Raw genomic sequence first — 13,909 nt, forward strand, 5'->3', positions numbered from 1 at the left:
ACGGCATAAGCCGTCCGACCATCGCGCAGGGAAGGCCGAGTGATCGGCACCACCTGTATGCTGCTGTGCGGTTTCCTTGCGCTACCTTTCGCGCAGCGGACCGCGGGTGCGAGGTCAGCACCCGGCCTTCCCTGCGCCCTCTTGGCTTCGAGGGTGGAACGACGAAGCAAAGCTCGGGCGAGATGCGCCGCGAGAAGGCGATGGTGCGTCTGCAGCACTCGCTGTCGTCGCCCGGCTTGACCGGGCGATCCAGCATTCCAGAGACGGCTGTGATTGAGCCGAGAGGCCGCGGCGTACTGGATTCCCCGCTTGCCGCCTACGCTAAAGCTTCGGCGGCCCTGGACCTCAGCCCCGGCGAAGCCTTGGCGTAGCCGGGTCGCGGGGAATGACAGTGGTATTTGGAGGACGACGCCGATGCCCCTTGCTCCGTCATTGCGAGCGCAGCGAAGCAATCCAGAGCCTTTCCGCGGAGGGATTCTGGATTGCTTCCGCCTTCGCTGAAGCTTCGGCGGACAAGTCGCTACGCTCGCAATGACGATGGGGAGAGAGCGTGCCCTCCATCCACCCGCATTCACAGCCACGTGCCTTGATTCGGGAACAATCATTCCCTATTATCCCGCAATGCAAAAAGCCGCGCGCCGTCCCCAGCCTGCTGCTCGTCCACCCGGCCGTCCCCGGGAATTCGACATGGACACTGCGCTCGACCGCGCCGTACGCGTATTTTGCGAGCGGGGTTATCATGCCACCTCGATCGGCGACCTGACCGCCGCCATGCGGCTTGCCACCGGCAGCGTCTACAAGGCGTTTCGCGACAAGCAGGCCGTGTTCCTGGCCGCTTTCGAGCGCTATGCCGTGGTGCGCCGGGAGCAGACCCGCAGCGCGGCCGCGCGCGGCGCCAACGGTCGCGAGCGACTGCGCCATATGTTGCTGTCCTATGTCGAGCACTCCCAGGGGATCGAGGGCCGTCGCGGCTGCATCGTGGTCGGCGGCGCGGTCGAGCTCGCCGCGCTCGATCCGGACGTCCGCGCCCGCGTCAACGCCCAGCTCGAGACCAACGAGGCCTTCATCGCCGGCCTCATTCGCGAGGGCCAGGCCGATGGCTCGATTCCCGCCCATGTCGCGACCGACGACACCGCGCGGCTGATGATCTGCATCACGCAGGGAATGCGCGTCGTCGGCAAGGCGCGCCTGCCGCTCGACGGCGAGCGCCTGGTCGGCGTCGCGATGAAACTGCTCGCCTGAATTTGTGTCATATTAGGGAATGATCATTCCCGATATCTGGAGTCTGTTGGAATGACGATGAATGCCACGATCGAGACCGCACCCGGGCCGGATGCGGTGTCGCAACGACTGACCTTCGTGCTTGCCGCGGCCTGTGGCATGGTCGCCGCCAACATCTACTACGCCCAGCCGCTGATCGCGCCGATCAGCGCCGCGCTCGGCCTCTCGCATGCGGCGGCCGGGCTGATCGTCACCATGACGCAGATCGGCTACGGCGTGGGGCTTCTCTTCATCGTGCCGCTCGGCGACCTCGTCGAGAACCGCGCGCTGATCTGCTCCGTCATCACGCTCGGCGCCGCGGCGCTGCTGGCCGCCGCGTTCGCCACCCACGCGCTGCCGTTCCTGATCGCCGCGCTGTTTATCGGCCTCGGCTCGGTCGCCGTGCAGATCATCATTCCCTACGCGGCACACCTTGCGCCGGAAGCCATTCGCGGCCGCGTCGTCGGCAATGTCTCGACCGGATTGATGCTGGGCATCATGCTGGCGCGACCGGTGTCGAGCTTCGTCACGGCAGCACTGTCATGGCACGCGGTGTTCTTCATGTCCGCCGCGCTGATGATCGTGCTCGCGGCGGCGCTGTGGACGACGCTGCCGAAGCGCAAGCCGGTTGCGCGCATGCATTACGGCACGCTGCTGCTGTCGATGCCGCATCTGGCCCGGACCACGCCGCTGCTCCGGCGCCGCGCGCTCTATCAGGCGAGCCTGTTCGGTGCCTTCACCCTGTTCTGGACGGTGGCGCCACTCCAACTCGCCAGCGAATTCGGCTTCTCCCAGCGCGGCATCGCGCTGTTCGCGCTGGCCGGCGTCGCCGGCGTGTTCGCCGCCCCGATCGCGGGACGGCTCGCCGATCGCGGCCATAGCCGCATCGCGACGCTGGTCGCCATGCTGCTCGCGGCCGCCGGCTTCCTGGTGACTTATATCGGCGCGGCCGGCTCGATGCTGAATCTCGCCTGCCTGGTCGTGGCCGCGATCGCCATCGATATCGGTGTCCAGGGGAACGTCGTGCTCGGCTTCCGCGCCATCTTCGCGCTCGGGCATGAGCACCGCAGCCGCCTCAACGGCCTCTATATGGCGACGTTCTTCGCCGCCGGCGCTGCCGGCTCTGCGGTCGGCGCCTGGGCCTTCGCGCAAGGCGGCTGGACGCTGGCGTCGGCCATTGGCCTTGCTCTGCCCGTCGCCGGCTTGCTCTATGCGGCGACAGAGTAGCGGTACGATCGTGCCCGCGGCCGTTTACCAAGCCCTGGATACGTAGCCTAGCACCGTGCGATTTCCGTCTCGCGGTTTCCCTGCGGCTGTAGTACTTTGGTCGCAAGCGAGCCCGGTTAACGGGCGGCAGGGGGAGGCTGATGAGGCGTGCGGGACTGGTTGGCGTACCGCGAGTACGGCCATGGTCGTGGCAGGCGTTTCTGCTCGGATTTGTCGTCGTCGCCGTGTCGGCCGCGCTTCAAGGCGTCTGCGTCGCACTCGGCGCAAAGCTCTATTTCGCGGCGTTCCTGCCCAGCCTGTTCGTGCTCGGAATCGTCGCGGGCGCGCCGGCAGCGGCGTTCGCCGCGCTGCTCACCGTTCCGCTGGTGTGGTGGGCGTTCATCCCGCCGTTCTTCCAGTTCATGCCGCTCTCCAGCGCGGGCGCGGATTCCATCAACCTGTTCTGCCTGCTCGCGGTGCTCTTGATCGGCCTTGCCGATCTCTGCCGCGAGACGATGGCAATGATCAGCCGCGGTGGACTGAAGCCCTCGGGCGAGAGCACGGCAACGAATTCGCAATAAATCCGCTTCGCGCGGAAGCGGCGCGTTGCGCCGGCGCAACAGTCCGGCAACCATCCGCGAGCTTGGCGCGCGCCGCTAACTTTTCGAAAAAGATTTGGCCGCAATTTCTCCCCCGGGAATGACGAGGGAGTTTTTGAACATGAACGGTCACGCCATCTTTGAGAATGTGCGCCGCTATCGCGGCATCGCATCGCTCTATCGCCAGACCGCTGCATTCCGCCCGGGCCAGAGCTGGTCGCTTCTGGAGCAGGCGAGCGAATGGGAAGCGCGGGCGCTGTCGGAGCTGGAAGCCTATTTCGCCGCGCGCACGGATTACGCCGCCGTCCAGCGCGCTGCCTGATCGTTAACCATCACAGGTTTTTGTATCCATGACGAACGGCGCGAACGACACGCGATGGGACGCAGACGTTCGCGCCATAGCCGTCAGAACCGGTAGCTCGCCTGAACCCTCACGGTGCGGCCCTGGCCGGGCGAGATGTTGTTGTTGCCGTCGGCGGACGCCCAATAGCCGCGGTTGAAGATGTTCTCGACCGTGAGCTGCGCCCGCCAGTTGGCATCGATCGTGGCGTAGACGCCGGCATCGAAGCGCACGAAGCTCGGCAGTCTCACCGTGTCATCCGACGATGCAAAGGAATCGCCGAAATAGATGATGCCGAGCGCGGCCGCCCACATCGGCGTGAACTGGTACTTGTTCCACCAGGCGAACTGATTGTACGGCACGAGCTGCACGCGATTGCCCGGCACCACGGTCGCCGACGTCGCGCTGGTGATCTTCGCATCGGTATAGGCATAACCGAGCGTGGACTGCCATTGCTCGGTGACGTAGCCGACGAGGCTCGCCTCGAAGCCGCGCGTCAGCGTGCTGCCGGAGGGCAGGAAGAAGCCGGGATTGTTGCCATCCGCGATCGGTTGGTTGGTGCGGTTGAGGTTGTAGATCGCGGTCGAGAACAGCAGCCTCGGATTGATGTTCCACTTCATGCCGACCTCGGTGTTCTCGAACTTCTGCGGCTGCAGGATCAGCGTGCCGTCGTTGAGCGAGGAGAACTGGTCGCCGGAGGCGGGCAAATAGGAGATGCTGTAGGCGGTGTAGACCGACATCGTCTCCATCGGCTTGAGGAGGACGGCCGCTTGCGGCGAGACCAGATTGTCGGTGCGGTTGCGGTTGAGGTTGGTGTTCATGTCCAGCGCCGACATCTCGAAGCGGTCGAACCGCGTGCCCACGATGAGCTGGAGCGCGCGTGAGAATTCGATGGTGTCGCGCAGGTAGCCGGACTCGACGTTCAGCGCATATTTACTGTTCGAATCCGGTGTCGTGACGCCATCGGTGTTGGTGCCGGTGAAGTGGTGGACGAAGGTGACCGGTCCGAAATAGGTCGGAGCGAACGGGTTCTGCACGATCGTGTTGGTACCGTTCGGAAAGACGCCGGTGTTGCGGATGTCGACACCGGTTTGGCGGCCGAACTCGGTGCCGAAGCCCACGGTGTGCGCGATCGGCCCGGTCCAGCCCTTGTAGGTGAAGTCGGTCTGGTTGAAGAAATTGTCGCGGTTGGTCGTGTGCTGATAGGCGCCAAGGTTGACCGCGGTGTCGGCTGCGTTGACGGCACCGGCGAGCGGCCCGCCGGTGGGATAGACATTCTGGTAGAACTTCTGGTAGTCGGCCGCCATCGTGCCGTTGCGCACCGACAGTCCGTTCTGGAAGTCGTGCTCGATGATCGCCATGCCGGTCTGCACCGTGGCTTGCGCGGTATTGAGGCTGGGGCTGCCGAAGAACGTCTGGAGATTGCCGTTCGGCGCGAACGGCGTCGTCGGATTGAAGCGCGTGACGCCGCCGGGAAGGCCCTGCGAGGGATTGCCGCGATCGGCGGTGCGGCCGTCGTGGTAATATTCGTAGGACAGCTTGATCTTGGTGAAGTCGTCGGGCTTCAGCGTAACGGTCGGGTTGATGCCGTAGCGTTCGAGATGGTTGAAGTCGCGGAACGCATCGCTGCCCTCGTAGAACACGTTCAGCCGGGCTGCCACGTTGTCGTTGACGGCTTGGCCCGCGTCGAGCGTGACGCGCCGGTCGCCCCACGAGCCCGTCTGCCCCGTCGCCTGGTAGATGCGGGTGCCATCGGCCTCCTTGAGGGTGCGGTTGAGCACGCCGCCGCCGGCGCCGCGGCCGAAGGTCAGGGCGCTCGGGCCCTTCAGCACCTCGATGCTTTGCGCGTTGTACAGGTCGCGGAAATATTGCACGTCGTCACGAAAGCCGTTGACGAAGAAGTTGGCGCTGGAATCGACGCCGCGGATGACGAGCTCGTCGCGATTGCCTTCGCCCTGGTGGACGGCGACGCTCGGGACGTAGCGCGTGACATCGGTCAAGCCCTGATAATTCTGGTCGCGGATCTGCTGCTGGGTGATGACGGAAAGCGATTGCGGGATGTTGACGATCGGCGTGTTCGACTTGGTGGCGACGGAGGTGCTGTTGGCGAAATAGCCGACGGTGCCGGTGCGCGCGTCCTGCGATGGCATGAAGGGCTGTGGCGCGGCGGTCGTCCCCGGCCGCCGTGCCGTTTGCGTCCGGCGGCTCCGCGTGCCGCTCGACCGGCGTACGGCCGAAGCGGGATTGGTACGGCGCTGTGCTTCCGGCGCGGTCACGGTGACGGATGGAATCGTCACGCCTTGTGCGGGCGTGGATTGCGCAAAGGCCTGCGGACTTGCGAAGAACGCAGCTGACGTCATCAGCGCGGTCAACACGCCTCCGATACCCGAAAAATTGCGCTTGGACATGTAGCTTGCGGCAGACAAAAGCTCTCCCGCGGCGGCGATGTGGCTCATCGCGCCCTCCCTGACTCTTTCAAAACTCGCCCGGATTCCCCATTGCACGGCCGGATGCGGGGCAAGGAGCATCCGTGCACGCGAAGTCACTGTGTGCATGAACAAAGTGACCGTGCGGCCATTCCGCGCAGGATGATTTGAATCGTTCGAAACTTGTCGGGTTCCAGGCGGTCACATGTTTCGGCGCGCCGGCAGGATCCGTGGCGACTACGGAGTTATCTCGGCGCCCGCGTGTGCTAGCAACAGGCCGATCGAGATCTCCTGCGTCGGCCGGGCCAAGCGATGACCACCTTCAACCGCATCTTCACGACGGAGCGTCTGCTCCAGATCATCGTCGTTCTGGCCGCGACGATCGCGATGAAGCTGATGGGGTGAGTATCGGCGGGCTATTGTCCGCCGAACTCGGGCACGTCGGGCAAATAGTTCGAGCCCTCGGAGCCGAGGAAATCGAACATCGCCTGCGCCGGTGGCAGCAGCACCTTGTCGCTGCGGCGGATCACGTACCATTGCCGGACGATCGGAAGGCCCGCGACATCGAGCACGATGAGACGACCTTCGGCGAGCTCATGCGCCACCGTGTGGGCCGAGATGAAGGCGATGCCGAGCCCGGCGATGACGGCCTGCTTGATGGTCTCGTTGCTGCTCATCTCCATGCCGATGATCGGCTCGAGATCCGATCTCTGGAACATGCCTTCCATCAGCGTGCGCGTCCCTGATCCCGGCTCGCGGGTGAGGAAGGTCTCGTGCACGAGGTCGGTCAGGTTGAGGCCGGAATCCTTCCCCAGCCAGTGTCCCTTGCGCGCGACGATGATGTGCGGATTGCGCCCGAGCTGACGCACGTCGACGCTGACGTCGGCCGGTGGCCGACCCATCACGGCGAAATCGAGATCGTAGCCGTGCATGGCCTCGCGGATCTCCTCGCGATTGCCGATCGTGAGCTTGATCTCGATCTTCGGATGCCGCTTCGAGAACGCCGCGATCGCATGCGGCACGAAATATTTCGCGGTCGAGACCGCGCCGAGATGCACCGCGCCGCCGGTCCGTCCAGCGAGCAGATCGAGCGCGCCCTGGCAGTCCATGATCGCGGCCTCGACGCGTTCGGCGAGCGCCAGCACCTCCTTGCCTGCCTCCGTCAGCAGCATGCCGTCGCCGGTCCGCTGCACCAGCGGCAGGCCGGCGAGGTCCTGGAGCTGCCGGAGCTGCTGGGTGACGGCAGGCTGGGTCAGGCCGAGCTGGCTCGAGGCCGCGGTGACGCTGCCCTTCGCCGAGAGCGCCGCAAGCGAGCGCAGCTGCCGGATCGTCAGATGCCGGAGCTGGGCCGCCGCATGGCCGGGGCCATTATAAGAAAATTCTTTGGCGCTCATTATGAATAGAAATTTTCCTTATTAAGCCGCCCCTGTCAATCTCCTCGCGTTAGGACCGACCGCACCGACCTCCAGCGGGGAGGGAACTGGATGCGGCGCCCGCAAGGGGATGGACGCAGATGACCGGGCAACTCAGGTTGGACGACCACCTTCAACGGTATTCCGAGACGGCGCCGCATGCGCTGGCAGTGGCAGCCGCAGTCGACGCCATCGCAGCGGCGGCGATCGAGATCGCCGACCTCATTGCCACCGGCGATCTCGCGGACGCATCGGGCCTGACCACGGGCCGCAACAGCGACGGCGATCTCCAGCGCGATCTCGACGTCCAGGCGGATGCGATCCTGCGCCGCTGTCTCAGCAGACTGCCGATCGCAGCGCTCGCGTCGGAGGAGATGCGCGAGCCGCAAATCGGCGACCGCGAGGCAAAAATCTGCGTCGCGATCGATCCGCTCGACGGCTCCTCCAACATCGACATCAACATGACCGTCGGCACGATCTTCTCGATCCTGCCTGCCCCGGATGACCTGGCTCTCGCCTTCCATCAGCGCGGCTCGGCGCAGCTTGCTGCGGGGTTCGTCACCTATGGGCCGCAGACCTCACTGGTGCTCACGCTCGGCGACGGCGTCGACATCTTCACGCTCGACCGCAGGGCGGGCTGCTTCCGCCTCGCGCGCAACGCCGTGCAGATCTCCGAGACGTGCGAAGAATTCGCGATCAATGCGTCGAACCGCCGCCACTGGGATACGCCGGTCCGCGCCTTCGTCGACGAATGTCTTGCCGGCGTCGAAGGGCCCGCCAACCACAATTTCAACATGCGCTGGATCGGTTCGCTGGTTGCGGAGGCCTACCGAATCCTCACCCGCGGCGGCGTGTTCCTCTATCCCTCGGACGCGCGCCCCGGCTATGGCGACGGCCGCCTGCGCCTCACCTACGAGGCGCACCCGATGGCCATGATCATCGAACAGGCCGGCGGCTCCGCCACGACCGGGCGCGAGCGCATCCTCGAGCTATCGGCGCAGAGCCTGCACCAGCGCGTGCCGCTGATCATGGGCTCGAGCAACGAGGTGCAGCGCGTCGAGGAACTGCATTGCGATCCGCTGCTGGTCGCCAGCATCTCCGCACCGCTGTTCGCGCGGCGCGGCTTCTTCCGGCTGTGAGCGAGGCGACCCATGTCCAGGAAGCATCCGATCATCTCCATCACCGGCTCCTCCGGCGCCGGCACCACCTCGGTCAAGAAGACGTTCGAGCAGATCTTCTTCCGCGAGAAGGTCAACGCCGTCTACATCGAGGGCGACGCCTTCCATCGCTATGATCGTGCCGAGATGCGCACGCAGATGGCGCAGGAGGCCGAACGCGGCAACAAGCATTTCAGCCATTTCAGCCCCGAGACCAACCTGTTCGAGGAGCTGGAGCGTGCCTTCCGCGACTATGGCGAGACCGGCACCGCGACGACGCGGCACTATGTCCATGATGCCGAGGAGTCCGCACTGCACGGTACGGCGCCCGGGACCTTCACCGAGTGGGAGCGGCTGCCGGAAAACTCGGACCTGTTGTTCTACGAGGGCCTGCACGGCGCCGTCGTCACCGACAAGGTCAATGTCGCGCGCTACGCCGATCTCAAGATCGGCGTCGTGCCGGTCATCAATCTCGAATGGATCCAGAAGCTGCACCGCGACCGCAGCGCCCGCGGCTATTCGACCGAGGCCGTCACCGACACCATCCTGCGGCGGATGCCCGACTACATCCACTACATCTGCCCGCAATTCACCGAGACCGACATCAACTTCCAGCGCGTGCCGACGGTGGACACCTCCAATCCGTTCATCGCGCGCTGGATCCCGACGCCGGACGAATCGATGGTCGTGATCCGCTTCAAGAATCCGCGCGGCATCGACTTTCCCTATCTGCTGTCGATGCTTCCCCACAGCTGGATGTCCCGCGCGAACTCCATCGTGTGTCCCGGCGCGAAGCTCGATCTGGCGATGCAGCTGATCCTGACGCCGCTGATCATGCAGTTGATCGAGCGCAAGCGAAATCTGAAGTGAACAGGGAGAGAATTCGATGAACATCTCCGTCCACGCTGAAGCCGACATCACGGCAGTCACACACAACGATCTCGCCAATGCCGTCCGCTTCCTCGCGGTCGACGCGATCGAGACCTCGCAGTCCGGCCATCCCGGTCTGCCCATGGGCATGGCCGATGTCGCGACCGTGCTGTTCTCGCGGTTCCTCAAGTTCGACTCCGCGCACCCCAACTGGCCGGATCGCGACCGCTTCGTGCTGTCGGCGGGGCACGGTTCAATGCTGCTCTATGCGCTGCTGCATCTCACCGGCGGCGACGTCAGCCTGGACGACATCAAGGCGTTCCGGCAGTGGGGCTCGAAGACGCCGGGCCATCCGGAATACGGCCACACGCCGGGTGTCGAGACCACGACCGGCCCGCTGGGGCAGGGGATCGCGACCGCGGTCGGCATGGCGCTCGCCGAGCGCATGGCCAATGCACGGCACGGCGACGGCCTGGTCGATCACTTCACCTATGTGATCGCGGGCGACGGCTGCCTGATGGAAGGCATCAGCCAGGAGGCGATCTCGCTCGCCGGTCATCTCCAGCTCGGCCGGTTGATCGTGCTGTTCGACGACAACGGCATCTCCATCGACGGGCCGACCTCGCTGGCCACTTCCGATGATCAGCTCGCGCGCTTTGCGGCGTCCGGCTGGTCGGTCCGCCATGTCGACGGCCACGACTCCGAAGCGGTTGCGCAAGCGATTGCCGAAGAGCGTGAGAGCACAAAACCGTCGCTGATCGCCTGCCGCACCATCATCGGTTATGGCGCGCCGGACCGCCAGGGCACCGAGAAGGCGCATGGCGCGCCGCTCGGCACTGAGCAGACGGCAGCGGCGCGCCGGACGCTCGGCTGGGACTACCAGCCCTTCGTGGTACCGATCCCGATCCTCAAGGCATGGCGGATGATCGGACAGCGCGGGCAGGTCGAGCGTCTTGCCTGGCTCGACCGCTACGAAGGCGCGACGGCCGCGCAGCGTGAGCTGTTCATCGAGGGCAAGGCCGTTGCCCTGCCGGAGGCCTATGCCCAGGCCTCGGCGAAATTGCGCGAGCGCTTTGCCAGCGAGCGTCCGAAGCTGGCGACGCGGCAAGCCTCGCAACAGGTGCTCGACGGCATTGCCGGGACAATTCCCGGACTGGTCGGCGGCTCGGCGGACCTGACGCATTCGAACCTCACGCATGCCAAAGCGCAGACTCCGGTGGCGCGTGGTGCGTTCGCCGGCGGCTACATCCACTACGGAATTCGCGAGCACGGCATGGCCGCCGCGATGAATGGCCTCGCGTTGCATGGCGGATTCATCCCCTATGGCGGCACCTTTCTCGCCTTCTCCGACTACAGCCGGCCGGCGATCCGTCTTGCGGCGTTGATGCGGCTGCGCGTCATCCATGTGATGACCCACGACTCCATCGGTCTTGGCGAGGACGGTCCCACGCATCAGCCCGTCGAGCATCTCGCGGCGCTGCGCGTCATCCCGAATCTTCTGGTGTTCCGCCCCGCCGACGCGGTCGAGACGCTCGAAGCCTGGGACTGCGCGCTTGAGGCGGAAGATCGCCCCTCCGTGCTGTGTCTGTCGCGTCAGGCGCTGCCGACATTCCGCAGCGACGTGCGCGGCAGGAACCGTGTCGCGCGCGGCGCCTACCTCATCGTCTCGCCGGACGGCGGTCGCGACGTCACGTTGATGGCGACCGGCTCCGAAGTCTCGATCGCGCTGGAAGCCGCTCGCCTGCTCGCGACGGAACACATCCGCGCCGCCGTGGTCTCCGCGCCCTGCTTCGCGCTGTTCGAGGAACAGCCGGAGGACTACCGCGCCTGTGTGCTCGGCACCGCCCCGCGCGTCGGCATCGAGGCCGCCGTAGTCGGCGATTGGCATCGCTGGATCGGCACTGACGGCGAGTTCGTCGGCATGCGGGGCTTCGGCGCCTCTGCGCCGGCGCCCGTGCTCTACCGCGAATTCGGCATCACGCCGCAAAGCATTGCCGAAGCCGCCCGGCGGGCGATCACCCGCGCCGGCAAGCCATAACAGGAGGAATCTTCGTGGCCCGTATCACCCTTCGTCAGCTGCTCGATCACGCCGCCAACCACGGCTACGCGGTGCCGGCGTTCAACATCAACAACATGGAGCAGGGTATTGCGATCATGCAGGCCGCGGCCGAGGTCGATGCGCCCGTGATCATCCAGGCCTCGCGCGGCGCGCGCAGCTATGCCGGCGATCTCATGCTCTCGCACATGATCGACGCGCTGGAGCGGACCTATCCGGACATTCCGCTCTGCATGCACCAGGACCACGGCAATGACGAGGCGACCTGCGCCTCCGCCATCGCCCACGGCTTCACCTCGGTCATGATGGACGGCTCGCTCAAGGCCGACGCCAAGACCGCCGCCGATTACGACTACAATGTCGACATCACCCGCCGCGTCGTCGATCTCGCGCATTGGGTGGGCGCCTCCGTCGAAGGCGAGCTCGGCGTGCTCGGCTCGCTCGAGCATGGTGGCGGCGAGCAGGAGGACGGCCACGGCGTCGAGGGCAAGGTCAGCCACGACCAGCTCCTCACCGATCCCGACCAGGCCGTCGACTTCGTCCGCGCCACCAAGGTCGATGCGCTCGCGATCGCGATGGGCACGTCTCACGGCGCCTACAAGTTCAGCCGCAAGCCTGATGGCGACATCCTGGCGATGCGGGTTGTCGAGGAGATTCACCGCCGCCTGCCGAACACGCATCTCGTGATGCACGGCTCCTCTTCGGTGCCGCAGCCGCTCCAGGACATGTTCAACCAGTTCGGCGGCGAGATGCCGCAGACCTGGGGCGTGCCGGTCGAGGAGATCGTCCGCGGCATCAAGAGCGGCGTACGAAAGGTCAACATCGACACCGACTGTCGCCTGGCGATGACCGCGGTGTTCCGCAAGGTCGCCGCGCAAACGCGCTCCGAGTTCGATCCGCGCAAATTCCTCAAGCCTGCGATGGATGCGATGCGCGAGCTCTGCCGCGATCGCTTCGAGCAGTTCGGCACCGCGGGCCACGCCAGCAAGATCAAGGTCATTCCCTTGAGCGAGATGGCGCGGCGCTATCGCGCCGGCGAGCTCGATCCGCGCATCGGCGCCCGCGAGTCGGTCGCCGCCTAATCATTCAGAGAGAGAAGAGCAGGAGAGAGCCATGAATGCACACGCAGGAACCGTCCGGGGCAAAGAGCGCTATCGATCGGGCACGATGGAATACGCGCGCATGGGCTATTGGGAGCCCGACTACACGCCGAAGGACACCGATGTCATCGCGCTGTTCCGCGTGACGCCGCAGGAGGGCGTGGACCCCATCGAGGCGTCAGCGGCGGTTGCCGGCGAATCCTCGACCGCGACCTGGACGGTGGTGTGGACCGATCGCCTGACCGCTGCGGAGAAGTATCGCGCCAAGTGCTACCGTGTCGATCCGGTGCCCGGCACGCCGGGCTCGTACTTCGCCTACATCGCCTATGACCTCGACCTGTTCGAGCCCGGCTCGATCGCCAACCTGTCGGCCTCGATCATCGGCAACGTGTTCGGCTTCAAGCCGCTGAAGGCGCTGCGTCTGGAGGACATGCGCTTCCCGGTCGCCTATGTGAAGACGTTCCAGGGGCCGGCGACCGGCATCGTGGTCGAGCGTGAGCGGCTCGACAAGTTCGGCCGGCCGTTGCTGGGCGCGACGGTGAAGCCGAAGCTCGGCTTGTCCGGGCGCAACTATGGCCGCGTGGTTTACGAGGCGCTCAAGGGCGGGCTCGACTTCACCAAGGACGACGAGAACATCAACTCGCAGCCCTTCATGCATTGGCGTGACCGCTTCCTCTATTGCATGGAGGCCGTGAATCGCGCGCAGGCGGCGTCCGGCGAGGTGAAGGGCACCTACCTAAACATCACCGCGGGGACGATGGAGGACATGTACGAGCGCGCAGAGTTCGCGAAAGAGCTCGGGTCGTGCATCGTCATGATCGATCTCGTGATCGGCTACACCGCGATCCAGTCCATGGCGAAATGGGCACGGCGCAACGACATGATCCTGCATCTGCATCGCGCCGGTCACTCGACCTATACGCGGCAGAAGAGCCACGGCGTGTCGTTCCGCGTCATCGCGAAGTGGATGCGGCTCGCCGGCGTCGACCACATCCACGCCGGCACGGTGGTCGGCAAGCTCGAGGGCGATCCCAATACCACGCGCGGCTATTACGACGTCTGCCGCGAAGACTTCAACCCGACCAAGCTCGAGCACGGCCTGTTCTTCGACCAGCACTGGGCGAGCCTGAACAAGATGATGCCAGTCGCCTCCGGCGGCATCCATGCCGGCCAGATGCACCAGCTGCTCGATCTCCTTGGCGAGGACGTCGTGCTGCAATTCGGCGGCGGCACCATCGGCCATCCCATGGGCATTGCGGCTGGCGCGATCGCCAACCGCGTGGCGCTCGAAGCGATGATCCTCGCCCGCAACGAGGGGCGCGACTACGTCCATGAAGGTCCAGAGATCCTGGCCAGGGCGGCAGAGACCTGCACGCCGCTGAAGGCTGCGCTCGAGGTCTGGAAGGACGTCAGCTTCAACTATCAATCCACCGACACGCCGGACTTCGTGCCGACCGCGTTGGAAACCGTTTGAGGAGATGAG

General features: G+C 65.4%; 11 protein-coding genes. 9 read left to right on the forward strand and 2 right to left on the reverse strand.

The features are described 5' to 3' along the window. The first annotated feature begins 621 nt into the window (after positions 1 to 621). The 4 genes from AB7245_RS11005 to AB7245_RS11020 all read left to right on the forward strand — a co-directional run bounded on the left by AB7245_RS11005 (position 622) and on the right by AB7245_RS11020 (position 3,387). Positions 622 to 1,242 (forward strand): TetR/AcrR family transcriptional regulator, encoded by a 621-nt coding sequence (locus AB7245_RS11005; RefSeq protein ID WP_085401326.1) that lies wholly within the window; start codon positions 622 to 624, stop codon positions 1,240 to 1,242. Between the two features lie 51 nt (positions 1,243 to 1,293). Beyond that, positions 1,294 to 2,487 carry an MFS transporter gene (locus AB7245_RS11010; RefSeq protein ID WP_085401325.1) on the forward strand — a complete coding sequence of 398 codons (1,194 nt, stop codon included), beginning with the start codon at positions 1,294 to 1,296 and terminating at the stop codon, positions 2,485 to 2,487. 140 nt (positions 2,488 to 2,627) lie between these two features. Next, entirely contained in the window at positions 2,628 to 3,047 is a 420-nt protein-coding gene (locus AB7245_RS11015; protein ID WP_085401324.1) for a DUF4118 domain-containing protein, read from the forward strand. A gap of 139 nt (positions 3,048 to 3,186) precedes the next feature. Then, positions 3,187 to 3,387 (forward strand): hypothetical protein, encoded by a 201-nt coding sequence (locus AB7245_RS11020; RefSeq protein WP_244623442.1) that lies wholly within the window; start codon positions 3,187 to 3,189, stop codon positions 3,385 to 3,387. Between the two features lie 83 nt (positions 3,388 to 3,470). On the opposite strand, the gene AB7245_RS11025 is transcribed toward AB7245_RS11020, so the two are convergent. Beyond that, positions 3,471 to 5,861, reverse strand: coding sequence for a TonB-dependent receptor (locus AB7245_RS11025; protein ID WP_085401323.1), 2,391 nt, complete (start codon positions 5,859 to 5,861; stop codon positions 3,471 to 3,473). Positions 5,862 to 6,247: 386 nt separating this feature from the next. Further along, complete coding sequence (locus tag AB7245_RS11030) at positions 6,248 to 7,225, reverse strand: LysR family transcriptional regulator (RefSeq protein WP_439034233.1); 978 nt, start codon at positions 7,223 to 7,225, stop codon at positions 6,248 to 6,250. A gap of 119 nt (positions 7,226 to 7,344) precedes the next feature. On the opposite strand from AB7245_RS11030, the gene AB7245_RS11035 reads away from it, so the two are divergent. Genes AB7245_RS11035 through AB7245_RS11055 form a run of 5 tightly spaced genes read left to right on the forward strand, consistent with a single transcriptional unit; the run spans position 7,345 to position 13,900 of the window. After that, positions 7,345 to 8,382: a class 1 fructose-bisphosphatase gene (locus AB7245_RS11035; protein WP_085401322.1), complete on the forward strand. Its 1,038-nt coding sequence runs from the start codon at positions 7,345 to 7,347 to the stop codon at positions 8,380 to 8,382. A gap of 12 nt (positions 8,383 to 8,394) precedes the next feature. Next, on the forward strand, positions 8,395 to 9,270 hold the full coding sequence (locus AB7245_RS11040) for a phosphoribulokinase (protein ID WP_063984965.1): 876 nt from the start codon (positions 8,395 to 8,397) through the stop codon (positions 9,268 to 9,270). Between the two features lie 16 nt (positions 9,271 to 9,286). After that, positions 9,287 to 11,308 carry a transketolase gene (gene tkt, locus AB7245_RS11045; protein ID WP_354113192.1) on the forward strand — a complete coding sequence of 674 codons (2,022 nt, stop codon included), beginning with the start codon at positions 9,287 to 9,289 and terminating at the stop codon, positions 11,306 to 11,308. Positions 11,309 to 11,322: 14 nt separating this feature from the next. Then, positions 11,323 to 12,408, forward strand: coding sequence for a class II fructose-bisphosphate aldolase (gene fba, locus AB7245_RS11050; RefSeq protein ID WP_063984963.1), 1,086 nt, complete (start codon positions 11,323 to 11,325; stop codon positions 12,406 to 12,408). Between the two features lie 31 nt (positions 12,409 to 12,439). Further along, positions 12,440 to 13,900 carry a form I ribulose bisphosphate carboxylase large subunit gene (locus tag AB7245_RS11055; RefSeq protein WP_085401320.1) on the forward strand — a complete coding sequence of 487 codons (1,461 nt, stop codon included), beginning with the start codon at positions 12,440 to 12,442 and terminating at the stop codon, positions 13,898 to 13,900. Positions 13,901 to 13,909 lie beyond the last annotated feature (9 nt).

Origin of the sequence: Bradyrhizobium sp. 604_D8_N2_3 (assembly GCF_051810765.1) — a bacterium.
GTDB lineage: Bacteria > Pseudomonadota > Alphaproteobacteria > Rhizobiales > Xanthobacteraceae > Bradyrhizobium > Bradyrhizobium barranii.

Bases quoted from the DNA above. Each gene is read 5' to 3' on its own strand.
- AB7245_RS11025 (WP_085401323.1), bottom strand. From the start codon at position 5,861: ATGAGCCACATCGCCGCCGCGGGAGAGCTTTTGTCTGCCGCAAGCTAC.
- AB7245_RS11055 (WP_085401320.1), top strand. From the start codon at position 12,440: ATGAATGCACACGCAGGAACCGTCCGGGGCAAAGAGCGCTATCGATCG.
- AB7245_RS11040 (WP_063984965.1), top strand. From the start codon at position 8,395: ATGTCCAGGAAGCATCCGATCATCTCCATCACCGGCTCCTCCGGCGCC.
- tkt (WP_354113192.1), top strand. From the start codon at position 9,287: ATGAACATCTCCGTCCACGCTGAAGCCGACATCACGGCAGTCACACAC.
- AB7245_RS11030 (WP_439034233.1), bottom strand. From the start codon at position 7,225: ATGAGCGCCAAAGAATTTTCTTATAATGGCCCCGGCCATGCGGCGGCC.
- AB7245_RS11020 (WP_244623442.1), top strand. From the start codon at position 3,187: ATGAACGGTCACGCCATCTTTGAGAATGTGCGCCGCTATCGCGGCATC.
- AB7245_RS11035 (WP_085401322.1), top strand. From the start codon at position 7,345: ATGACCGGGCAACTCAGGTTGGACGACCACCTTCAACGGTATTCCGAG.
- AB7245_RS11005 (WP_085401326.1), top strand. From the start codon at position 622: ATGCAAAAAGCCGCGCGCCGTCCCCAGCCTGCTGCTCGTCCACCCGGC.
- AB7245_RS11010 (WP_085401325.1), top strand. From the start codon at position 1,294: ATGACGATGAATGCCACGATCGAGACCGCACCCGGGCCGGATGCGGTG.
- AB7245_RS11015 (WP_085401324.1), top strand. From the start codon at position 2,628: ATGAGGCGTGCGGGACTGGTTGGCGTACCGCGAGTACGGCCATGGTCG.